The organism is Priestia sp. TGN 0903 (assembly GCF_050846855.1).
GTDB lineage: Bacteria > Bacillota > Bacilli > Bacillales > Bacillaceae_H > Priestia > Priestia zanthoxyli.
The window spans coordinates 39,924-63,263 of the sequence record NZ_JBOZGL010000002.1; the positions used below are offsets into that span (position 1 = coordinate 39,924).

At 38.8% G+C, this 23,340-nt stretch carries 23 protein-coding genes and 1 other annotated feature; all 23 genes read left to right on the forward strand.

Annotation, left to right across the window (positions count from 1 at the left end):
• Nucleotides 1-19: 19 nt before the first annotated feature.
• The 23 genes from mraY to ACRPLY_RS06750 all read left to right on the forward strand — a co-directional run bounded on the left by mraY (nucleotide 20) and on the right by ACRPLY_RS06750 (nucleotide 23,251).
• Nucleotides 20-994, forward strand: a complete 975-nt coding sequence (gene mraY / locus ACRPLY_RS06640; protein ID WP_013058961.1) for a phospho-N-acetylmuramoyl-pentapeptide-transferase — start codon at nucleotides 20-22, stop codon at nucleotides 992-994.
• Nucleotides 995-2,344 (forward strand): UDP-N-acetylmuramoyl-L-alanine--D-glutamate ligase, encoded by a 1,350-nt coding sequence (gene murD, locus ACRPLY_RS06645; RefSeq protein WP_028411474.1) that lies wholly within the window; start codon nucleotides 995-997, stop codon nucleotides 2,342-2,344.
• A gap of 61 nt (nucleotides 2,345-2,405) precedes the next feature.
• Nucleotides 2,406-3,506, forward strand: coding sequence for a stage V sporulation protein E (spoVE, locus tag ACRPLY_RS06650; protein ID WP_013058959.1), 1,101 nt, complete (start codon nucleotides 2,406-2,408; stop codon nucleotides 3,504-3,506).
• Between the two features lie 540 nt (nucleotides 3,507-4,046).
• Entirely contained in the window at nucleotides 4,047-4,952 is a 906-nt protein-coding gene (gene murB / locus ACRPLY_RS06655; RefSeq protein WP_165635175.1) for a UDP-N-acetylmuramate dehydrogenase, read from the forward strand.
• A 153-nt stretch (nucleotides 4,953-5,105) separates the two neighbouring features.
• A complete protein-coding gene (locus ACRPLY_RS06660; protein ID WP_165635176.1) occupies nucleotides 5,106-5,864 on the forward strand; it encodes a cell division protein FtsQ/DivIB in 759 nt (252 codons plus the stop codon).
• A gap of 427 nt (nucleotides 5,865-6,291) precedes the next feature.
• The gene (ftsA, locus tag ACRPLY_RS06665; RefSeq protein ID WP_013058956.1) at nucleotides 6,292-7,587 is read left to right on the forward strand and encodes a cell division protein FtsA; all 1,296 of its coding nucleotides are present in this window, start codon (nucleotides 6,292-6,294) and stop codon (nucleotides 7,585-7,587) included.
• 41 nt (nucleotides 7,588-7,628) lie between these two features.
• Nucleotides 7,629-8,786 (forward strand): cell division protein FtsZ, encoded by a 1,158-nt coding sequence (gene ftsZ / locus ACRPLY_RS06670; RefSeq protein WP_013058955.1) that lies wholly within the window; start codon nucleotides 7,629-7,631, stop codon nucleotides 8,784-8,786.
• A 276-nt stretch (nucleotides 8,787-9,062) separates the two neighbouring features.
• On the forward strand, nucleotides 9,063-9,986 hold the full coding sequence (gene spoIIGA, locus ACRPLY_RS06675) for a sigma-E processing peptidase SpoIIGA (RefSeq protein WP_014458377.1): 924 nt from the start codon (nucleotides 9,063-9,065) through the stop codon (nucleotides 9,984-9,986).
• 30 nt (nucleotides 9,987-10,016) lie between these two features.
• The gene (sigE, locus tag ACRPLY_RS06680; protein ID WP_013058953.1) at nucleotides 10,017-10,736 is read left to right on the forward strand and encodes an RNA polymerase sporulation sigma factor SigE; all 720 of its coding nucleotides are present in this window, start codon (nucleotides 10,017-10,019) and stop codon (nucleotides 10,734-10,736) included.
• Nucleotides 10,737-10,884: 148 nt separating this feature from the next.
• Entirely contained in the window at nucleotides 10,885-11,664 is a 780-nt protein-coding gene (sigG, locus tag ACRPLY_RS06685; protein WP_013058952.1) for an RNA polymerase sporulation sigma factor SigG, read from the forward strand.
• 345 nt (nucleotides 11,665-12,009) lie between these two features.
• Nucleotides 12,010-12,264, forward strand: a complete 255-nt coding sequence (locus ACRPLY_RS06690) for a YlmC/YmxH family sporulation protein (protein ID WP_013058951.1) — start codon at nucleotides 12,010-12,012, stop codon at nucleotides 12,262-12,264.
• Nucleotides 12,265-12,338: 74 nt separating this feature from the next.
• Complete coding sequence (pgeF, locus tag ACRPLY_RS06695) at nucleotides 12,339-13,160, forward strand: peptidoglycan editing factor PgeF (protein ID WP_154991816.1); 822 nt, start codon at nucleotides 12,339-12,341, stop codon at nucleotides 13,158-13,160.
• Nucleotides 13,161-13,167: 7 nt separating this feature from the next.
• Nucleotides 13,168-13,851: a YggS family pyridoxal phosphate-dependent enzyme gene (locus tag ACRPLY_RS06700; protein ID WP_432231691.1), complete on the forward strand. Its 684-nt coding sequence runs from the start codon at nucleotides 13,168-13,170 to the stop codon at nucleotides 13,849-13,851.
• A gap of 16 nt (nucleotides 13,852-13,867) precedes the next feature.
• On the forward strand, nucleotides 13,868-14,332 hold the full coding sequence (locus ACRPLY_RS06705) for a cell division protein SepF (RefSeq protein ID WP_028411470.1): 465 nt from the start codon (nucleotides 13,868-13,870) through the stop codon (nucleotides 14,330-14,332).
• A 3-nt stretch (nucleotides 14,333-14,335) separates the two neighbouring features.
• Nucleotides 14,336-14,605, forward strand: coding sequence for a YggT family protein (locus tag ACRPLY_RS06710; RefSeq protein WP_028411469.1), 270 nt, complete (start codon nucleotides 14,336-14,338; stop codon nucleotides 14,603-14,605).
• A 51-nt stretch (nucleotides 14,606-14,656) separates the two neighbouring features.
• Nucleotides 14,657-15,430, forward strand: coding sequence for an RNA-binding protein (locus tag ACRPLY_RS06715; protein WP_013058946.1), 774 nt, complete (start codon nucleotides 14,657-14,659; stop codon nucleotides 15,428-15,430).
• An 84-nt stretch (nucleotides 15,431-15,514) separates the two neighbouring features.
• Nucleotides 15,515-16,009, forward strand: a complete 495-nt coding sequence (locus ACRPLY_RS06720; RefSeq protein ID WP_013058945.1) for a DivIVA domain-containing protein — start codon at nucleotides 15,515-15,517, stop codon at nucleotides 16,007-16,009.
• Nucleotides 16,010-16,078: 69 nt separating this feature from the next.
• Nucleotides 16,079-16,299, forward strand: a binding site (T-box leader).
• Nucleotides 16,300-16,370: 71 nt separating this feature from the next.
• Nucleotides 16,371-19,136, forward strand: coding sequence for an isoleucine--tRNA ligase (ileS, locus tag ACRPLY_RS06725; RefSeq protein ID WP_432231692.1), 2,766 nt, complete (start codon nucleotides 16,371-16,373; stop codon nucleotides 19,134-19,136).
• Nucleotides 19,137-19,306: 170 nt separating this feature from the next.
• Nucleotides 19,307-19,594: a conjugal transfer protein TraR gene (locus ACRPLY_RS06730; protein WP_028411468.1), complete on the forward strand. Its 288-nt coding sequence runs from the start codon at nucleotides 19,307-19,309 to the stop codon at nucleotides 19,592-19,594.
• A gap of 80 nt (nucleotides 19,595-19,674) precedes the next feature.
• Nucleotides 19,675-20,142, forward strand: a complete 468-nt coding sequence (lspA, locus tag ACRPLY_RS06735; protein ID WP_013084844.1) for a signal peptidase II — start codon at nucleotides 19,675-19,677, stop codon at nucleotides 20,140-20,142.
• Nucleotides 20,139-21,053, forward strand: coding sequence for an RluA family pseudouridine synthase (locus ACRPLY_RS06740; RefSeq protein ID WP_013058941.1), 915 nt, complete (start codon nucleotides 20,139-20,141; stop codon nucleotides 21,051-21,053). Before lspA ends, ACRPLY_RS06740 begins: the two co-directional genes overlap by 4 nt.
• 191 nt (nucleotides 21,054-21,244) lie before the next feature.
• Entirely contained in the window at nucleotides 21,245-21,787 is a 543-nt protein-coding gene (pyrR, locus tag ACRPLY_RS06745; protein WP_013058940.1) for a bifunctional pyr operon transcriptional regulator/uracil phosphoribosyltransferase PyrR, read from the forward strand.
• Between the two features lie 156 nt (nucleotides 21,788-21,943).
• Nucleotides 21,944-23,251 (forward strand): uracil-xanthine permease family protein, encoded by a 1,308-nt coding sequence (locus ACRPLY_RS06750; protein ID WP_325077481.1) that lies wholly within the window; start codon nucleotides 21,944-21,946, stop codon nucleotides 23,249-23,251.
• Nucleotides 23,252-23,340 lie beyond the last annotated feature (89 nt).

Below are 23,340 nucleotides of genomic sequence, written 5' to 3' on the forward strand. Positions count from 1 at the left end.
AAGTTAAGGAGGGGACATCGTGCTAGAACAATCAATTTTATTGACAATCGGCGTAGCCTTTTTGATTACGGTTGTATTGTCGCCGATTTTTATTCCCTTCTTAAGAAGATTAAAGTTTGGTCAAAGTATTCGTGATGAAGGCCCGAAATCTCACCAAAAAAAATCAGGTACACCTACAATGGGCGGTATCATGATTTTATTATCTATTATTGTGGCAACTCTTATTATGGTCAATCAATATGCAGAACTTACATATAAGACGTTTCTATTATTATTTGTCACAATCGGATTTGGTTTATTAGGATTTTTAGATGATTTTATAAAAGTAGTGTTAAAGCGTAACCTTGGATTAACATCTAAACAAAAGTTTTTAGGTCAGGTTGTCATTTCAATTATTTTTTACTTTATTGCAAGACAGTTTGAGTTTTCAACTGAAGTGACGATTCCAGGAATTAAAGACCCAATCGATTTAGGTTGGTTTTATGTTGTTTTCCTCATCATCTGGCTTGTTGGTTTTTCAAACGCGGTCAACTTAACGGATGGATTAGACGGACTTGTATCTGGTACAAGTGCGATTGCTTTTGGTGCATTTGCAGTTCTCGCCTGGAATGCAGAGCAGTTTGAACTATCTATTTTCTCAGTTGCTGTAGTAGGAGCTGTGTTAGGATTTTTAGTTTTTAATGCCCATCCTGCAAAAGTATTTATGGGAGATACGGGTTCTTTAGCGCTAGGAGGAGCTATCGCTACGGTGGCTGTCTTAATGAAAATGGAATTCTTGCTTGTTATTATCGGTGGTGTGTTTGTTATTGAAACATTATCTGTTATTATTCAAGTCGCATCTTTCAAAACAACAGGAAAACGTGTGTTTAAAATGAGCCCGCTTCATCACCATTACGAGCTAAGCGGCTGGTCGGAATGGCGCGTAGTTATGACTTTTTGGGCTGTAGGACTATTATTTGCAATGCTTGGAATTTATATCGAGGTGTGGATTTAAATGAAATCAGTCAATACGTATCAAGGTAAACAAGTACTTATTTTAGGATTAGCCAAGAGCGGTTTAGCAGCCGCTCAGTTAGTTAAACAGCTTGGTGCTAAAGTAGTCGTTAATGATCAAAAACCGTACGAAGAGAACGCAGCAGCACAGGAGTTAGAAAAAACGGGCATTGAAGTTGTCTGTGGACATCATCCGCTTGAGCTTTTAGACAAAGCGGACGTTATTGTAAAAAACCCTGGGATTCCGTATTCAAATGTTCTATTGCAAGAAGCATTAAAGCGACATATTCCGATTTTAACAGAGGTAGAATTAGCTTATGAAATTAGCGAAGCTCCTTTTATCGGAATTACGGGAAGCAATGGGAAGACAACAACAACAACGCTCATTTATAAAATGTTAGAAGAAGATCAAAAGCAGCCGTTGATTGCTGGAAATATTGGAACAGTAGCTTGTGAAGTGGCGCAAAAAGCAACAAAGGACAATGTAATTGTAACGGAGCTTTCTTCTTTTCAGCTGATGGGAATTGAAAAATTCCGTCCGAAAATCTCTTTATTATTGAATTTGTTTGATGCTCACTTAGACTATCATGGTACAAAAGAGGAATATATTAAAGCGAAAGCAAATCTCTTTAACAATCAAACAAGTGAAGACTTTGCCGTTATTAATGCGGATGATGAGCTAGTGATGAAAGCTAGTGCAAATATTAAAGCGACAAAAGTACCTTTTTCTGTTACAGCTCAAACGACAGAAGGAGCGTATATTAAAAACGAAACGATTTTCTTTAAAGATGAAGAAGTGATGTCGTTAAAAGATGTGGTGCTGCCAGGCAAACATAATCAAGAAAATATTTTAGCAGCTGTATCCGTTGTGAAGCTGTACGGCTGTTCAAATGAAGCTATCTACTCCGTGCTCACAACGTTTGCTGGTGTTAAACACCGCGTTCAATATGTCACGACAATCAACAAACGTAAGTTTTATAATGACTCTAAAGCTACAAATATGCTTGCTACAAAAGTAGCTCTTTCCGCTTTTTCACAGCCGACGATTCTACTTGCAGGCGGACTCGATCGCGGCAATGAGTTTGATGATTTAAAAGAAGAGTTTAAAAATGTGAAAGCTGTTATTACGTTTGGTGAAACGGCTCCTAAAATTGAACGCGTAGCCAAAGAAGAGGGAATACAAATTGTAAAACGTGTCGATAATGTTAAACAAGCAGTTTCAGAAGCATATGCTTGTTCAGATGAAGAAGATGTTATTTTATTATCTCCTGCTTGTGCAAGCTGGGATCAATTTAAAACTTTTGAAGAACGTGGTGACATCTTTATTGAATCTGTGCATAAACTGAAATAAGGGCTTGTCTAAACACCTAGAAAATACACTAGCCCTAATCTATTTTTAGAGGTGTGTGACAGTGTCGACAAAAAGGTCTACCCCAGATTTTTTTCTCATAATCGTTACGCTTTCCTTGCTAACCATCGGCCTTATCATGGTATACAGTGCAAGTGCGGTATGGGCTACATACAAGTTTAATGATTCTTTTTTCTTTGCTAAACGCCAGCTCTTATTTGCAGGGCTTGGAGTATGCGCGATGTTTGTCATCATGAATATTGATTATTGGATGTGGCGTACGTGGGCAAAGCCAATTGTAATCATTTGCTTTGTTATGCTGGTACTTGTATTGATTCCGGGAGTAGGGCTAGTACGGAATGGGTCGCAAAGTTGGATAGGAGTTGGAGCGTTTTCGATTCAGCCTTCAGAATTTATGAAGTTTGCTATGATTATATTTTTAGCGAAATATTTATCAGAAAACCAGAAGAAAATTACATCCTTTAGAAAAGGAATGTTACCGGCGTTATTACTGGTTTTCTTACCGTTTGGCATTATTATGATGCAGCCGGATTTAGGAACTGGAACGGTGCTTGTTGGAACTTGTTTAGTCATGATTTTTGTTTCAGGAGCAAAGGTAAGTCACTTTGCAGGTCTTGGGTTGCTTGGCGTTGCCGGTTTTGTAGGGCTTGTTTTATCAGCTCCTTATCGGATTAAACGCATCACCTCATTTTTAAATCCTTGGGAAGATCCGCTTGGAAGCGGGTTTCAAATCATTCAATCTCTTTATGCAATTGGGCCGGGGGGATTGCTTGGATTAGGGTTAGGGCAAAGTAGACAAAAGTTCTTTTATCTGCCGGAGCCTCAAACTGATTTTATTTTTGCTATTCTGGCAGAAGAGCTCGGTTTTATCGGCGGAACACTTGTGCTACTTTTGTTTAGCTTATTGCTTTGGAGAGGAATTAAAGTAGCGCTGGGAGCACCTGATCTTTACGGAACGTTCTTAGCCTTAGGAATTATTTCAATGGTTGCGATTCAAGTCATGATCAATATAGGCGTGGTAACAGGTCTTATGCCTGTTACGGGAATTACGCTTCCATTTTTAAGTTACGGCGGATCGTCGCTGACGCTCATGCTGGCAGCAGTTGGAGTTTTGTTAAATGTTAGTAGATATTCTCGCTATTAATTGAAAAAAATTGTATAATGTCAAGTAGGCAATGGTCTACTGAAGTAAACCGTCATCTTAAATCCAAGTGCACGCCGGATTTTGTTGGCGGTTTATTTTCGATTTTTTACAGATAGATGATATTTTTGTATGAAATGTTTTTAAAATGTAATGTTGTGATAACCAATTTTGAGTCCAACTATGGTATGATGTGTAAGGTTAAATGTTTTATCTTAGTGAGTAGGTGAACGTATGTGCACTTATGAGCGTAGCGTTTTTTTATGACTGTCAGCATGTGTTTAACTTCTAAATGAAAAACGATAAAAAAACAATCAAAATTACTTTATATAGCAGATGAACGTACATTCTATGGGTGAATGTCATACGATAAATAAAAATGATGAAATTGACAACAGAATAGAGTGCCTTCGTAGAAAAAAGGTATCTTACAAGGTGCTGCTGCTTAGTTATGAATCTGTTCTTATTATTCTTATGCATTAGAAGTAAGGGCGCATTGACATGAAAGTTTTATAACAGCAAAGAGGGTTTTAGGAGGTTCTTATGGAAGCGTTAGTAAAAGAGTTAGTCGAAGCGAATATTGGAAAGGTTCGTGAAAATGAACCGCTAGCAAAACATACAACAATGAAAATTGGTGGTCCAGCAGATGTGCTTGTAGAACCTGATTCTGTTAATCACTTAAAAGTTACAATGGATATGATTAAAAAACACGGCGTGAAATGGAGAGCGATTGGTCGAGGATCTAATCTTCTTGTTTCTGATAAGGGAATTGAAGGTGTGGTCATTAAGCTCGGAGCCGGATTAGATGATTTAACAGTAGATGGAGAGACGGTTACTGTAGGTGGGGGATACCCTAGCATCAAGCTTGCAACAGTTATTACAAAACAAGGTCTGTCTGGATTGGAGTTTTCAAGTGGAATTCCTGGATCTGTGGGAGGCGCTGTTTATATGAATGCAGGTGCCCATGGTTCTGATATGTCTCATGTAGTCGAAAAAGCGCTGATTTTATTTGAAGATGGCACTCTGGAGTGGCTGACAAATGAAGAGCTTCAATTTTCGTATCGTCATTCCATTCTACAAAAAGACCGTCCTGGAGTATGTGTAGAAGCTGTGCTGCGTTTGAAAAAGGGAACGAAAGATGATATTGTGGCGGTCATGCAGAAAAATAAAGACTATCGCCGTGAAACACAGCCTTGGAATTTCCCTTGTGCAGGAAGTATTTTTAGAAATCCGCTTCCAAATTATGCAGGAGACTTAATTGAAAAGTCCAACTTAAAAGGTTTTTCAGTAGGCGGTGCGCAAATTAGTGAACAGCATGCGAACTTCATTGTCAATACAGGAGATGCAACGGCTTCAGACGTGCTGAATTTAATTGCTCATGTTAAGAAAACAATTAAAGAGAAATTCGATATTGATATTCATACAGAAGTTGAGATTATCGGTCGCTAATTACTCAGCCCTTCGCTGTATGGTTATGCGTGAAAAGGTAGCTTTTATGTGTTTATTCTATGCTATAATGGGGATATTCTCATGAAGCAAAGATTGGAAATAAATAGATGGTAAGTCCTCGTTTATTTTCTCAAATGGATAAGGGTGAAAAAAATGGAAAAAGGTAAGTTAATTGTTTTAGAAGATCGTGTACCGAAGCTGCAAGAACAGCGAAAGCAAAAAGCAAATAGACGGCTTATTTTGTATTTATCACTCTTTTTCATCCTTATTTTATTTATTGTATATTCTCAATCTTCTCTGAGTAATGTTTCTAACATTGAAGTACAAGGGAATAAACATGTAAGTGATAAGGATATTGTCAAAGCGAGTGGTCTGTCCAAAAAAACCAGCTACTGGAAAGCTGACGCTGATCAAATTCAAGAAAAAGTCGAAAAAAACCCTGAGGTAAAGGAAGCTGTCATTCATAAAACATTTCCTAATAAGGTTGTAATCGACGTAAAAGAGTACGCAAGAATTGCATATGTAACCTCGGGGAATAAATATTTCCCTGTGAATGAAAATGGAAAAGTTTTAAAAGAAGTAAGTGTTAAGAAAGTGTCATCCGACGCTCCGTTGCTAATTGACTGGAAAGACGGAGACGCTATACAAAGCATGGTTCAAGAATTAGCTAAAACGCCTAAGAGTATAAAAGGGGCTATTTCTGAGATTTACTACGCGCCGACAAAATCAGAACCTCTTCACATCGAGGTGTTTATGAATGATACGCGTGAAGTAAGCGGGAAAATTAGCAACTTCTCTGATAAAATTATTCATTACCCAGCTATTGCAAGTAAATTGAGTGATGATCAAAAAGGCATTATTGATTTAGAAGAAGGATATGCATTTAAACCTTATAAAAAGAGCAAACAGTAATTATTTTTTATAAGTGTTAATTAAAGGAAATAGATGAGTTGAGACTGGCAAACTAGCCCTTGTACATTGTATAATCACATGCAAGTATTCTGCATACATATGATTTTCTTCTCCGCTGCTGTGAAATGGAAATGTAATATTTGTTCTAGGTAAGTTTCGCTTTTCTCAGTGTACATCTTAGTGTAGACTTGTAGTTAAATAGCTTTTTTTCAGTGAATTTGAGGCTTAAATCTAAAAAAAAGTCAAAACAAGAACGTTTTGTTCTTTGAAAGAGATAAAGTCTGTGAAAAACTTGAAAAAAATTGATTTTACAAAAGGGAAACAGATGTATTTGTTGAATATTTTCATATAATAAAAAATTAATATTGTTGTTCTTCTTAATTTATTTAAGATGACATGTGCAGAAAGAAAAAGGAGGTGCCAAAGAATGAACAGCAATGAAATATACGTTAGTTTAGACATCGGTACATCCAGTGTGAAAGTAATCATCGGAGAGATGAGTAACGATTCATTGAATATCATTGGTGTAGGGAATGTTAAATCACACGGACTAAAAAAAGGTTCTATCGTTGATATAGATGCAACAGTTCAATCTATTAGAAAAGCAGTAGAACAAGCTGAACGAATGGTAGGCATTACAATTAAAAAGGTTGTAGTGGGCATAAGCGGAAATCATGTATTTTTACAGGATTGTCACGGAGTAGTAGCCGTGTCAAGCGAAAATCGTGAAATTACAAACGAAGATATTCATCGAGTAATTGATGCTGCTCAAGTCATGTCTATCCCGCCAGATCGTGAAATCATTGATGTTATTCCAAAGCAATTTATCGTAGATGGCTTAGAAGGTATTAACGATCCTAGAGGTATGATTGGGGTACGTTTAGAAATGGAAGGCACAATCATAACAGGATCTAGAACGGTTTTACATAACTTATTACGCTGTGTAGAAAGAGCTGGTTTAGAAATCAGTGATATTTGTTTACAGCCTCTAGCCGCTGGTTCAATTGCATTATCTCGTGATGAAAAAAACTTAGGTGTCGCACTGGTAGATATCGGTGGAGGTTCAACAACGGTTGCGATCTTTGACCAAGGACATTTGAAAGTAACAAATGTACTAGCTGTTGGCGGAGAGCACATTACCAAAGATTTATCGATTGGCCTTCGCACATCGACTGAAGACGCGGAAAATATTAAGATAAAGCATGGACATGCTTTCTACGATCATGCTTCTGAAGAAGAAGTATTTAGTGTACCGATCATTGGAAGCGATCAGCATCAGCAGTTTAATCAGCTCGAAATCTCTGATATTATTGAAGCTAGATTAGAAGAGATTTTAGATATGATTACGCAGGAGGTAAACCGCCTAGGATACAAAGATATTCCAGGAGGATTTGTTCTAACAGGCGGAGTAGTAGCGATGCCTGGTATTCTTGAGCTAGCTCAAGTGATTTTAAAGAATAACGTGCGCATAGCAGTGCCTGATTATATTGGAGTACGTGAGCCGCATTATACAACAGGCGTAGGATTAATAAAATTTGCATACAAAAATGCTAAAATACAAGGCCGGGAAATTGGAGCGCCAGTTGTGGAAGAAGAGCCGATTGAGCAAGAAATGATCAAACCTAGCCCGAAACCACAGCAGCCGCAACAATCAGCTGAGCAGCCGAAAAAGAAAAATGACCAAAATTTAATGAAGAAGTTTTTTGGATACTTCTTTGATTAACGTTACGGATTGGTAATTTCGAAGAATTAGGAGGAACTATCATGTTGGAGTTTGATACAAGTGTAGACCAATTAGCGACGATTAAAGTAATCGGTGTCGGAGGCGGCGGTAACAACGCGGTTAACCGAATGATTGAACATGGCGTCCAAGGTGTAGAATTTATTGCAGTTAATACAGATGCACAGGCATTAAATTTATCAAAAGCTGAAACAAAAATGCAAATCGGCGCTAAATTAACAAGAGGATTAGGTGCAGGTGCTAATCCAGAAGTTGGTAAAAAAGCAGCTGAAGAAAGTAAGGAACAAATCCAAGAAGCACTAAAAGGTGCAGACATGGTTTTCGTAACAGCTGGTATGGGTGGAGGAACTGGAACTGGTGCAGCTCCAGTCATTGCCCAAATTGCTCGTGAGCTAGGAGCACTAACGGTAGGCGTTGTTACTCGTCCATTTACGTTTGAAGGCCGTAAGCGTTCTACTCAAGCGGCAGGCGGCATTGCGTCAATGAAAGAAGCAGTGGATACGCTGATTGTTATTCCAAATGATCGCTTATTAGAAATCGTTGATAAAAACACGCCAATGCTAGAAGCGTTCCGTGAAGCGGATAACGTATTACGACAAGGTGTGCAAGGTATTTCAGATTTAATCGCAGTTCCTGGATTAATTAACTTAGACTTCGCGGACGTGAAAACAATTATGTCTAACAAAGGATCTGCACTTATGGGTATCGGTATTGCGACTGGTGAAAACCGCGCTGCTGAAGCAGCTAAAAAAGCTATTTCAAGTCCACTTCTTGAAACATCTATCGATGGAGCTCAAGGTGTATTAATGAATATCACAGGCGGTACAAACCTAAGTCTTTACGAAGTACAAGAAGCTGCAGATATCGTTGCTTCGGCTTCTGACCAAGAAGTGAACATGATCTTTGGATCTGTTATTAACGAAAACCTAAAAGATGAGATTGTTGTTACAGTTATTGCAACTGGCTTTAGTGACCAAGATTTATCACAGCCAAAACCAGGTCGTCCTTCGTTATCGGCGAATCGCATGCAGCAATCGACACAGCAACCGGCTCCACAGCCGAAGCGTGAAGTAAAGCGTGAAGAACCTGTACAGCAAGAATATACGCGTCCATCTCAGCCACAGTCTGAAGATGCGCTAGATATTCCAACATTCTTACGAAACCGTAATCGTAGACGCTAAGAAAATAAAAAGCCAAGACCTCTGTTTTATACAGAGGTCTTTTTTTATGCAATGAATCTAGAAAACTCAAAAAGAGTATAAAAAACATTCGACATGGTCAATATGACGCCTTCAAAGGGTTTGTGTTTTCTTTCTAAAAGTAGTGTGACAAATATCGAATGATTTCCTCAAAAATACTGCTTGTTTCTCGGCATGAACTGACAGACTTTCTAATAGGATGTACTATATACTAATTTTTAACAGAAAAATTCAGAAAGAATGGAGAGGTTATAAACATTGCCAATCTATTTAGATTTAATATGGATGCTGAATTTTGGGTTAGATACGATCTTACTAATGTTATGTGCTGTTGTACTTAAACGGAATTACAAGTGGTGGCGGCTTTTGCTTGGCGGCTTTATCGGTTCATTGATTGTCCTTCTTATGTTTACACCTTTTTCTCATCTTATGGTTCACCCTGCTATTAAAATTTTATTCTCGTTTTTTATGGTATTGATGGCGTTTGGTTATAAACGACTGCGCTTTTTCTTTGAGAATTTATTAACGTTTTATTTTGCAACCTTTGTTGTGGGTGGAGGGTTAATGGGCGTTCACTTTTTATTTCAAGATCAGTTCCTTGTTCTTAATCAAATGGTTGATACGAAATCTCCACAGTTTGGTGATCCTATTAGCTGGATATTTGTTCTTATTGGTTTTCCGCTATTATCTTATTTTTCAAAAGCACGAGTTGATGATTTGCGAATGAAAAATATTACATTTGATCAGCTGGTAGATGTAGAAGTTATTTTAAACGAACAGACGCTGTCGATGAAAGGACTTATTGATAGTGGGAATCAGCTTGTAGATCCGCTGACGAAAACCCCGGTTATGATTGTTACAGCAGATTCTTTAAAAGAAATATTGCCTGAAGGCTTAATGGAATTAAGCAAAAATGTTCAATCCTTTTCACACAGCGAAGATATTGATCAAGAGTGGTATTCAAAAGTCCGCTTTGTCCCTTATCGAAGCGTAGGCCAAGCCAATCAGCTGCTGCTTGCTCTAAAGCCAGATATGGTAAGGCTGGTTCATCAGTCCAACACGATTGAAGTCACTAAAGTATTAGTAGGTATTAGTCATACAACGCTTTCAGTGGAGAAGCAATATGAATGTATTGTTCATCCGAAGCTTATCGTTATTGGAGAAGTAAGTTCCGCATCGTAAAAGGTGTGAACAAATAAAGGAGGATACAGAATGGCTACATATCGAATTCGATTTCAATTATGGTGGTACAAATTATTAATTAAACTTAAGTTAAAAACAGATGAAGTGTACTATATAGGAGGAAGTGAAGCTCTTCCACCGCCTTTAACAAAAGATGAAGAAGAAGTACTTCTGAAAAAACTCCCATCAGGAGATGAAGCAGCACGTTCACTATTGATTGAGCGTAATTTGCGACTGGTTGTTTATATTGCCCGCAAGTTTGAAAATACGGGAATCAATATTGAGGATTTAATTAGCATCGGCACCATCGGTTTAATTAAAGCAGTAAACACGTTTAATCCTGAAAAGAAAATTAAGCTAGCGACGTACGCCTCTCGCTGTATTGAAAATGAAATTTTAATGTATTTGCGCCGCAACAATAAAATTCGATCTGAAGTTTCATTTGATGAGCCGTTAAATATTGATTGGGATGGAAACGAACTGTTATTATCTGACGTGATGGGAACCGAAGAAGATATCATCACAAAAGACCTGGAAGCGAATGTAGATCGAAAACTTTTGCTGAAAGCACTGCACCAATTAAATGATCGTGAAAAGCAAATTATGGAGCTGCGCTTTGGGCTAGCCGGCGGAGAAGAAAAAACGCAAAAAGATGTAGCCGATATGCTAGGCATTTCTCAGTCTTATATTTCAAGGCTCGAAAAACGAATTATTAAACGGCTGCGAAAAGAATTTAATAAAATGGTTTAAGTAAAAAAGCTGATTGTATAAGGGCTGAGAAGCATCTTATACAATCAGCTTTTTTAGCGTGGAATTGTCAGAATTGTAAAAGTGCATATTTTTTCCTCCGGAGGAGATACTGAATTCAGAACATCATCTCCTGTTAGGAGGGAAAGAGTTGACAAGAAATAAAGTAGAAATTTGTGGAGTAGATACTTCGAAACTTCCCGTATTAAAAAATGAAGAAATGCGAAAGTTGTTTAAACAAATGCAGGCTGGAGATGGAACAGCAAGAGAAAAGCTAGTAAGCGGAAATTTACGTCTCGTACTCAGCGTGATCCAACGTTTTAACAATCGTGGAGAATTTGTTGATGACTTATTTCAGGTTGGGTGTATTGGATTAATGAAATCCATTGACAATTTTGATTTAAGTCAAAACGTGAAGTTTTCTACATATGCTGTCCCAATGATTATAGGGGAAATTCGCCGCTATTTACGTGACAATAATCCAATCCGTGTTTCTCGTTCCCTTCGTGATATTGCTTATAAAGCTCTTCAAGTTCGTGAAAGGCTTATGAGTGAAACATCCAAGGAACCTACAGCTGAGGAAATTTCAAAAGTCCTAGAAGTACCGCATGAAGAAATTGTGTTTGCTTTAGATGCTATCCAAGATCCGGTTTCTTTATTTGAACCTATTTACAATGATGGCGGAGACCCAATCTATGTGATGGATCAGCTAAGCGATGAACGCAACCGTGATTCAACTTGGATTGAAGAAATTGCTTTGCAAGAAGGTATGAGAAGATTGAACGAGCGAGAAAAACTAATTTTACGAAAGCGCTTCTTCCAAGGTAAAACACAGATGGAAGTTGCTGAAGAAATTGGTATTTCTCAAGCGCAGGTTTCTCGTTTAGAAAAAGCTGCTATTAAACAGATGAATAAAAATATTCAAAGTTAACAAAAGCTCTCTAAACTGGCAGCTGCTCTTGTTCATACAATCAATACCATTCACTTTATTTGATGTTCAACTTAATAAGCATCGTGTCTATAAAAACAGACGCGGTGCTTATTTTGTATGTATCAATGAATACATAACCAAAAGATATTCATGTTAGATGTCCTATTGCTATGAGGACTTCTCGCTGCTTGTTGAGAATGTCTCTTGATGAAAAACTGTGTAATTAGTGAACAAAATGCTTATAGAAAGAGAATGGCAGAGAAAAAATAAGCTTTTCCTTCATGAAATGAAAATTTGAAAATATATATAGGCTAAGGAATAAAGTTGGCTATAGGAGGAGAGAGCATGTTAAAGATTTCAGAGTTTCAGCTGAAAGATGTAGTGAATGTAGCTGATGGCAAAAAACTTGGAAATGTAGGGGATATTGATATTGACTTAACAACGGGAAAAATACAGGCCGTCATTATCGGAGGCTCTCGTGTATTGGGCTTCTTTGGCAAAGATGATGAAATTGTGATTCCGTGGAAAAATATTGTGAAAATTGGTTCCGATGTCATTTTAGTACGTTATAAAGACGCATTTCAGCCTGAAGAGAATTAGTTTTTTGTCAACAGCACCTAGCAATCTGTGGTACAATATGTGAGAACAAATGAAACAAGGGATGTGTCACATACATGAATCCTGAGCCATTAAAAAAAAGCCATCACGAGTCGTTTATGTGGCTGAGCCCTTGGGTAGAAAAGAATGATATGCTTGTTGCTGGTTTCACCACAAAAAATGGTGGCGTGAGTAAACCTCCATTTGCTTCTTTTAACCTAGGGCTTCACGTAAACGATAACGTAGAAGATGTTATTACAAATAGAAAAATTTTAGCAGCCGAACTAGACATGTCTTTTGAAAGCTTTGTATGTGCTGAACAAGTACATGAAGCAACTGTTCAAAAAGTAACAAAAGCCGACTGTGCAAAAGGACTCTACAAGTATGAAGAGGGCATAAAAGCAGCGGATGGCATTTATACAAATGAATCTGATATTTTGTTAGCTTTATGTTATGCAGATTGTGTTCCGCTGTACTTCTATGCGCCTGATCACCATTTAGTTGGTCTTGCTCATGCTGGGTGGAAGGGAACAGTAAAAGATATTGCAGGAAATATGATTCGGCTGTGGGTAGAGCAAGAAAATGTTCCGGTTGAAGATATTTACGTGGCGATTGGCCCTTCGATTGAAGATTGCTGTTATGTTGTCGATAACCGCGTCATTACACAAGTAAACGAAGTAGTTGGCCAAAATGGATATCAAGAAGTAAGCCCTGGACAATACGCGCTTAATTTAAAAAAAGTCAATAAGCTGCTGATTCAAAACGCAGGCGTATTGCCGGAACGAATTTTAACATCGTCGTATTGTACAAGCTGTGAAGATGACCTGTTCTTCTCACATCGCCGCGACCAAGGGAAAACAGGACGCATGTTTAACTTCATAGGCTTTAAGGAGGAGTAATTACATAGTGACAGCTAGCGTAAGTGAAAATCTAGAAGCAGTTCAACAAACAATTGCTGAAGCATGTAAAAAAGTTAATCGAAATCGAGAAGATGTAGAGCTGATTGCTGTAACAAAATACGTTTCCACAAAACGAGCAGCAGAAGCAGTGGATGCAGGCATTTTACATCTTGGAGAAAACAGGGATGAAGGTCTTCTAGAAAAGTATGAATCAATCGGTGAGAAAGCGACCTGGCATTTTATCGGAAGCTTACAAACAAGAAAAGTAAAAAATGTGATTGATAAAGTTGACTATATTCATTCACTAGACCGATTATCTTTAGCAAAAGAAATTGATAAACGTGCAGGACATCGTATAAAATGTTTTGTACAAGTTAATGTTGCCGAAGAACAATCAAAGCATGGCCTTGCTGTAGAAGAGGTAATTCCATTTATTCAATCTCTTGAAACATTTACAAATATCCAAGTAGTTGGATTAATGACCATGGCTCCTCACACAGATGACGAGTCCTTGCTTCGCAGCTGTTTTGAAGGTCTAAAGAAATTGCAGGATCGTATACAAGAACTAAACCTCCCGTATGCACCTTGTACGGAGCTATCAATGGGAATGTCAAACGATTATGCAATTGCAATTGAAGAAGGAGCAACATTCATTCGACTAGGAACCACGCTAGTTGGGAATGAACGTTAAGGAGGTGTAATTCAAGATGAGTATGAAAAATCGCTTTAGAAGTTTTTTTGCTCTTGATGACGATACTGAATATGTAGAAGAACATTACGAACAAGAAGAGTCGGTAGAAGAGCCTGTACAGCAGTCGAGACCAGTGAAAGCTAGTCAGCAGCCGAATCAGCAGCAAAACGTGATTAGCTTACAAAGCGTTCAAAAATCATCAAAAATGATGCTTTGCGAACCTCGCGTCTATGCCGAAGCACAAGAAATTACGGATCATTTAAAAAATCGTAAAGTCGTAGTTGTTAATTTACAGCGCATTCAACGAGATCAAGCAGTGAGAATTGTCGACTTTTTAAGTGGTACAGTTTATGCTTTAGGCGGGGACATTCAAAAAATTGGAACCGACATCTTTTTATGTACACCTGATAATGTAGACGTAAGCGGAAGCATTTCAGATATGATGGGAGAACACGATACAACAAACGTAAAGAGGTGGTAGTTTTTGGACATCGTTTTTGGGATTCTCGCAAAATTAATTGGGCTTTACTCATGGGCACTGATTATTTACATTTTGATGTCTTGGGTACCCGATGTAAGAGCATCTAAGTTTGGTCAGCTGCTTGGCAGCATTTGTGAACCTTACTTAGAGCCTTTTCGTAAAATCATTCCGCCTATTGGCATGATTGATATTTCACCTCTTGTTGCAATCTTTTTACTACGATTTGCGGAAAGAGGCGTGTATTCACTTAATAATGTGATGGGGTTTATTTAAAAAAGGAATCGCTGGATTCCTTTTTTACATACCAATAGTAGGAGTAATAATATGTCTATTTATGAACATTTTAGGCAAGAAGAACATGGGTTTATTGATCAAGTTCTTCAGTGGAAAGAAGATGTCCTACATCAATACAGCCCAAAATTAACGGACTTTTTAGATCCAAGAGAGCAGCAGATTGTGACGGCTATTGTCGGGACTGAAGGAGAGGTTCAAGTTTCATTTGATGGTGGACAACCGTTTGCTGAACGCAAGCGTGCGCTGCTATATCCGGATTACTATGTGCCTGAAAGCGAAGATTTTCAGTTGCATATGTACGAATTGAATTATCCTAAAAAGTTTGTGACGATTGAACATCCTCAAGTTCTTGGTTCGGCGATGTCCTTAGGACTGCGCCGTTCAAAATTTGGCGATATTTTGGTCGCGGGAGACGATATTCAGCTTGTAGCCGCAGAGGAAATTTCTTCTTATATTGAGATGAATTTAACATCAATTGGAAAAGCCAAAGTTTCACTTTCTTCTATTCAAAGAGAGCAGCTGCATGTGGTAAAAGAAGAGCTGATTGAACACGTTTATACAGTTTCTTCAATGAGGCTTGATGTTTTGCTGTCGACCATTCACAATTTATCAAGACAAAAAGTCCAGCCGTTTATTGCAAATGGAGCGGTAAAAGTAAATTTTAAAGTCATTGAACAGCCTTCTTTTGAATGTCATGAAGGTGATATTTTGTCGCTTCGTGGCCACGGCAGAAGTCGTATCGTTTCACTTGAAGGCAAAACCAAAAAAGAAAAATGGCGAATTGTTGTAGGAAAGCAGAAATAAAGAAATCTACTAGCAGGAAATTTTAAAAATATGTCGAATAAACCATTACTAATGATGTAATGAGACAACACGGAGGTGGCCTAGATGCCTTTAACCCCTTTGGATATTCATAACAAAGAGTTTAATCGCGGATTTCGCGGATATGATGAAGATGAAGTAAATGAGTTTCTTGACCAAGTAATTAAAGACTATGAGCTGGTAATGCGTGATAAAAAGGAGTTAGAAGGAAGAGTATCTGAATTAACAGATCGTCTTGGACATTTTACTAACATCGAAGAAACGTTAAATAAATCAATTTTAATTGCTCAAGAAGCAGCGGAAGATGTAAAGCGAAACGCTGAAAAAGAAGCGAAGCTCATTATAAAAGAAGCAGAAAAAAATGCGGACCGTATTATTAATGAAGCACTGTCTAAGTCTCGTAAAATTGCGATGGACATTGAGGAGACGAAAAAGCAGTCTAAAGTATTTAGAACCCGTTTCAAAATGTTAATTGAAGCACAGCTTGAAATGTTAAACAGCGATGACTGGGATCAGTTGATGGATTATGAGATGCCAGCGCTAGAAGAAAAAATTGACTAGTCAAGACATCATCTTGACTTCTCACGTTTTGTTGTCATATAATTTGGTAACAGATGAAATTTCATATCAAACAGTACGGAGACAGGGACAGTAGCTTTTTTAGTTTGTCAAAGCGAATCGAGGATGGTGCGAGCTCGATAACAAACAAAAGAGTGAAAATCACCCTAGAGTACCATTGCTGAAATGATGATAGTAAGCAGTGGCGGTTTATTCACGTTACGAATGCAAAGAGGATTTGCGTGCAGCAAATCTACTAGGGTGGTACCGCGGGAGGCCTTCTCGTCCCTTTTTGGGATGAGGAGGTCTTTTTGTTATGGTGCAAAAAGATATGAAATTTACGTTTTTTTTTGGAGGGTAAAACATGGAATATAAAGATACATTATTGATGCCAAAAACTGAATTTCCGATGCGTGGAAATTTACCGAACCGCGAGCCTAAAATGCAAGAACAGTGGGCTGAAATGAATATTTATGAAAAAGTACAAAAACGTACGGAAGGCCGCCCGCTATTCGTCCTGCATGATGGACCTCCATATGCCAATGGCGATATTCACATGGGACATGCCTTAAATAAAATCTTAAAAGATTTTATCGTTCGCTATAAGTCGATGTCAGGCTTCTGCGCACCTTATGTGCCAGGCTGGGATACACACGGCTTGCCAATTGAAACGGCTTTAACAAAAAATAAAAAAGTAAACCGCAAAGAAATGACAGTAGCTGAATTCCGTAAGCTTTGCGAACAGTATGCTTGGGAACAAGTAAACGGCCAGCGTGAGCAGTTCAAGCGTTTAGGCGTACGCGGAGATTGGGATAATCCATATGTAACGCTTCAGCCACAGTACGAAGCGCAGCAAATCAAAGTATTTGGCGATATGGCGAAAAAAGGCTATATCTACAAAGGATTAAAACCTGTATACTGGTCTCCTTCAAGTGAATCTGCTTTAGCAGAAGCGGAAATTGAATACTATGACAAGCGTTCAGCTTCTATTTACGTAGCGTTTAATGTGAAAGATGGTAAAGGCGTGCTTGAACAAGATGAAAAATTCATCATTTGGACGACAACACCATGGACAATGCCAGCTAACCAAGGGATTGCTGTCAATCCCGAGCTTCAGTACAGCGTGGTTGAAGCAGATGGAGCAAAATATGTAGTAGCAACTGAACTTATTGAAACAGTTGCTAAAGAAATTGAATGGGCTGACTATAAGACACTTCGTACAGTAAAAGGTTCAGAACTTGAACGCGTGGTAGCTGAACATCCAATCTACAAGCGTGATTCTTTAGTTGTTCTTGGCGATCACGTAACGACTGATGCTGGTACTGGCTGTGTTCATACAGCACCGGGACACGGGGAAGACGACTTTATCGTTGGTCAAAAATACGGTTTGGAAGTTCTTTGTCCAGTTGATAGTAAGGGTCATATGACGAATGAAGCACCAGGATTTGAAGGATTATTCTATGATAAAGCGAATAAGCCGATTACCGACAAACTAGAAGAAGAAGGCGCGCTGTTAAAATTAAGTTTCATTACCCACTCATATCCACATGACTGGCGTACGAAGAAACCAACAATTTTCCGTGCAACAGCACAGTGGTTTGCGTCTATTAAAGATTTCCGTGAAGATTTATTAAAAGCAGTAGAAAAAACAGAATGGGTGCCTACTTGGGGTGAAACGCGACTTTATAACATGGTGCGTGACCGCGGAGACTGGTGTATTTCTCGTCAACGTGCATGGGGCGTTCCGATTCCAGTATTTTATGCTGAAAATGATGAGCCAATCATTACGGACGAGACAATTGAGCACGTATCAAATCTATTTAGAGAACATGGATCAAACGTATGGTTTGAGCGTGAAGCAAAAGACTTGCTTCCAGAAGGCTTTACTCATGAAGGAAGCCCAAATGGCCGTTTCACAAAAGAAACAGACATCATGGACGTATGGTTTGACTCTGGTTCTTCACATCAAGCTGTTCTTGAAGAGCGTGAAGACTTACAGCGTCCGGCTGATTTGTATTTAGAAGGTTCTGACCAATACCGCGGCTGGTTTAATTCAAGTCTTTCTACAAGTGTAGCTGTAACAGGTGAAGCACCTTATAAAGGCGTACTTAGCCACGGATTTGCTTTAGACGGTGAAGGTCGCAAAATGAGTAAGTCATTAGGGAATGTTGTAATTCCAGAAAAAGTAATGAAACAACTAGGTGCGGATATTTTACGTCTATGGGTAGCTTCTGTAGATTACCAAGCGGATGTTCGTGTATCTGATAACATTTTAAAACAAGTAGCAGAAGTATATCGTAAAATCCGCAACACGTTCCGTTTCTTACTAGGAAACCTAGCGGACTTTAATCCAACAACTGACGCTGTAGCCGTTGAAGACCTTCGTGAAGTAGACCGCTACATGCTTGTGAAGCTGAACAAATTAATTGATAAAGTGAAAAAATCTTATGATTCATATGAATTCTCAAGCATTTATCACGCAGTGCATAATTTCTGTACAATTGATATGAGTTCATTCTACTTAGACTTTGCAAAAGATGTATTGTACATTGAAGCAGAAAATAATGTAGAGCGTCGCAGCATTCAAACGGTTCTTTATGAAACGTTATTATCGTTAACGAAATTAGTGTCTCCAATTCTTTCTCATACAGCAGACGAAGTATGGGTTCACATTCCGAACGTAACGGAAGAAAGCGCGCAGCTAGTTGATATGCCAGAGGTTCAAGAAATTGAAGGAGCAGATCAATTAGTAGAGAAATGGGATGCGTTCATGGAGCTTCGCGATGAAGTCTTAAAAGCGCTAGAACAAGCTCGTAATGAAAAAGTAATCGGTAAGTCTTTAGAAGCAAAATTAACGCTGTATCCAACAGCAGATACGAAAGAGCTGTTAGCCTCTATTTCTGAAAATGTAGGTCAACTCTTCATCGTTTCAGATCTTGAAGTAGCAGAAGGTGAAGCGCCTGCTGAAGCACAAAAATTCAGCTATGCTTCAATTTTTGTAAGTAAAGCAGAAGGTGAGAAGTGTGAGCGCTGCTGGGTAGTATCACCAACAGTTGGCGAAGATCAAGATCACCCAACTTTATGTACACGCTGTGCGGATGTTGTGAAAAATCACTACGTTCAGCAGTAATGAACAAAAGCACGTCCTTTTTGGGCGTGTTTTTTGCTGTACGAAATTCCCAAATACAATGGTATAAAGCATTCAAAGCCTTAGGAAAAACTTGTGTTGTAGATTCGATGGAAAACTCGGTAAACCTAACATCATTAATACTTCATCTTATCAGCACAGGAGGCGTTTGCATGTATGAAAATTATCTTTCCATTGGACAGGAATTAGCTCTTATCAAAGAAGAATTACAAGATCGCCTATTGAGATATGCTACAGAACAATCTGGTTATATAGATGAAAAGGAACGTTACGTAATAGAAATGATTAAAGCCGATTTAAAAGATGTAGAACACGCGCTAGCAAAGCTTGACGTTGGTGCGTTTGGAATTGATGAACTAACTGGCGAAGTGATGTCTATTCATAAATTAAAAGTAATGCCGACGGCCCGCACAAACGAAGATTTATTTGTTTTCTGGTGAGAAGCGAGAAAAAAAATGAATTATGTGCTAAAATGCTTTAGTATGGATTCGTTTGATTTTATTGCGGGAGGAAAACGTTTGTGTTTTATTATCTTATCGCTTTAGCTGTTATACTTATTGATCAGGTAACAAAATGGATGATTGTAAAAGAAATGTATTATGGACAAAGCATTACCGTAATTGAAAACTTTCTTTACATTACCTCTCATCGTAACAGAGGAGCCGCGTGGGGTATTCTACAAGGACAGATGTGGTTCTTTTATCTCATTACGGTGGTTGTGGTAGTCGGTTTAATAATTTATATTCAAAAGCTCAAAAAACAAGATAAATGGTTCGGTATTGCGCTAGCATTAATGTTAGGCGGCGCCATTGGAAACTTTATTGATCGAGTGGTCCGTAAAGAAGTAGTTGATTTCGTAAATACATACATCTTTACGTATGATTTTCCGATTTTTAACGTAGCTGATTCGGCACTTGTCGTCGGAGTAATCATCATGTTTATTATGACGCTGTTTGAAGGGAAAATGAAGAAGGAGCACAAAGAATGAATGTAATTGAAACAGTTATAAATGAAGAACAAGCGGGAGAACGTATTGATAAAGTACTTTCGACTGTAAATGCAGAATGGTCACGTTCACAAGTGCAGCAGTGGATTAAAGAAGGTCATGCAAAAGTGAATGATAAAACCGTTAAAGGAAACTATAAATGTAAAACAGGAGACGCTATTATTATTGAAGTGCCGGAACTAGAGGAGCTTGATGTGGTAGCGGAAGAAATGGATTTAGATATTTATTATGAAGATCAAGATGTGCTTGTTGTAAATAAACCTCGCGGCATGGTTGTACATCCAGCTCCAGGTCATCATAGCGGCACGCTTGTAAACGGCTTAATGGCTCACTGTAAAGATTTATCCGGTATTAACGGCGTTATGCGCCCTGGTATCGTTCATCGAATTGATAAAGATACGTCAGGTTTACTTATGGTTGCAAAAAATGATTTAGCTCATGAATCACTAGTTAGTCAGCTTGTAGCTAAAACAGTGACGCGTCGCTATAAAGCTATCGTTCACGGAGTAATTGCGCACGATCACGGTACAATTGATGCGCCAATCGGCCGAGATAAGCAAGATCGTCAAAGCATGACGGTGACTGATGAAAATAGTCGTGATGCAGTGACGCACTTTACTGTATTGCAGCGTTTTAAAGATTTTTCACTAGTCGAATGTAAGCTAGAAACGGGGCGAACACACCAAATTCGCGTTCATATGAAGTATATTGGCTTTCCGCTTGCTGGAGATCCGAAGTACGGACCGAAAAAAACGCTTCCGATTGACGGACAAGCGCTTCATGCAGGTGTATTAGGCTTTATTCACCCTCGTACAAATGAGTATATGGAATTTGAAGCACCGGCTCCAAAAGAGTTTAATGAGATGCTAGAGCTTATTGAAAAAAGAAGTTGACAACTGCCATAAGTGATGGCATACTTGTATTAACTTAATAAGAACCTTTAAGAACAGTCCAGAGAGGCTGAGAAGGAAACGGTGCAGAAAAGGCATGCTTATAGCCTTTTTGAAGAAATATGTCTAAAACCAAATCCTCTTGCCTCAAGGCAAGAGGATTTTTTTATGTCAACAACTTGAGGTGAAAAACAGTGAACGTAAAAGCTACCGTACTTGACGAACAGGCTATCCGCCGCGCTTTAACTCGAATTGCACATGAGATTATTGAAAAGAATAAAGGAATCGAAAATTGTGTGCTAGTGGGGATTAAAACGCGAGGTATTTATATCGCAAAACGTTTAGCAGAACGAATTGCACAAATTGAAGGAAATACATTGCCAGTCGGAGAACTAGACATCACGCTTTACCGAGATGATTTATCGAAAGTGACAAGCAATGACGAACCTCTCGTAAAAGGATCAGATATTCCGACAGATATTGCAAATAAGAACGTCATCTTAGTAGACGATGTGTTATATACGGGCCGTACGGTTCGAGCAGCACTTGATGCACTAATTGATATCGGTCGACCGGAACTCATTCAGCTGGCTGTTTTAGTGGATAGAGGACACCGCGAGCTGCCGATTCGAGCAGACTATGTTGGTAAAAACGTACCGACAGCTAAAAGTGAAAAAATTGCGGTGCATTTGATGGAAGTAGACGAAAAAGACCACGTGTCTATTTACGAAAAATAAATTATATACCCTTTTAAATAGTAGTCCCGTGAGGCTGCAAAAGGGGGGTCACTATACAAGGAAAACTATACTGCGGTATAGCGTCTTCCTTGTATGCTGAAAACCTCTTTGCCTCTGCGTAAAGAGGTTTTTTTATAGTGATAGGAGGAAAAACATATGAGTCAACAACGAGATTTTGTACTTGATATACATGATAAACCAAAAGCAGTAAATTGGTTAACATTGAGTCTGCAGCATTTGTTTGCAATGTTTGGATCGACGGTGCTAGTGCCGTTCCTAGTCGGATTCAGCCCGGCAATTGCTTTGATTTCAAGCGGGGTAGGAACGCTTGCTTTCCTGCTCATTACAAGAGGTCAAATTCCTTCTTACCTTGGTTCATCGTTCGCGTTCATCACGCCAATCATTTTCGCAAAAGCTTCGTTTGGACCTGAAGAAACGATGGTTGGCTGTTTCTTAGCCGGACTTGTGTATGGAATCGTTGCTTTGATTATAAAAGGAACAGGAATTAATTGGATTATGAAGCTGCTTCCTCCGGTTGTAGTAGGACCAGTTATTATGGTTATAGGCTTAGGATTAGCTAATACAGCAGTAGGCATGGCGATGAACGATGCAAAAGGAAATTACAGCTTAACTTACCTGATGGTTGCGCTTGTGACACTAGCGATAACAGTTGCTTGCTCAATCTTCTTTAAAAACATTATCAGCCTGATTCCGGTACTGATGGGAATTATCGGCGGATACATCTTCGCTTATACACAAGGATTGGTAGACTTTTCAAAGGTAATGAAAGCAGAGTGGATTGAAATACCTCACTTCTACGTGCCATTCGTCACATACACGCCGTCCATTTCATTAGGGATTGTGCTTATCATGGTACCTGTAGCAGTCGTAACACTTTCAGAACATATTGGACACATTCTTGTTTTAAATAAGATTGTGGATCGAAACTATATTGAAAAGCCAGGGCTGCACAGATCGATTTTAGGAGACGGAGTAGCCACTATGATTGCTGCGCTGATCGGCGGACCTCCAAACACAACATATGGTGAGAACATCGGAGTGTTAGCCATCACAAAGGTGCTTAGCGTATTTGTAATAGCAGGAGCAGCAGTCTTCGCGATTTTGTTCGGGTTTGTCGGCAAAATCAACGCTCTTATTTCAAGTATACCAACGCCGGTCATGGGTGGGATTTCAATTCTCTTATTCGGAATCATTGCTTCATCAGGCTTGCGCATGATGGTGGATGCAAAGGTAGATCTTGGATCAAAACGAAACTTAATGATTGCTTCGATTATCTTAGTGTTAGGAATCGGAGGAGCACACTTAGATATCTCAGAACATGTAAAGATTGATAGCATGGCACTGTCTGCTATCATGGGAGTTCTGCTGAATCTAGTTCTGCCGAAAGAGAAGATAAAAGAAGCAGAAAACGTTCAACAAACGTCAGCACGAAAAATTTCATAGAACGCCTTTTAATTGAAATCCAGAGAGGTTTCTAAGGGTGTGTGAAAAGCGCGTTATAGACGAAGCTTGTTTTCTTACACCCTTTCTAA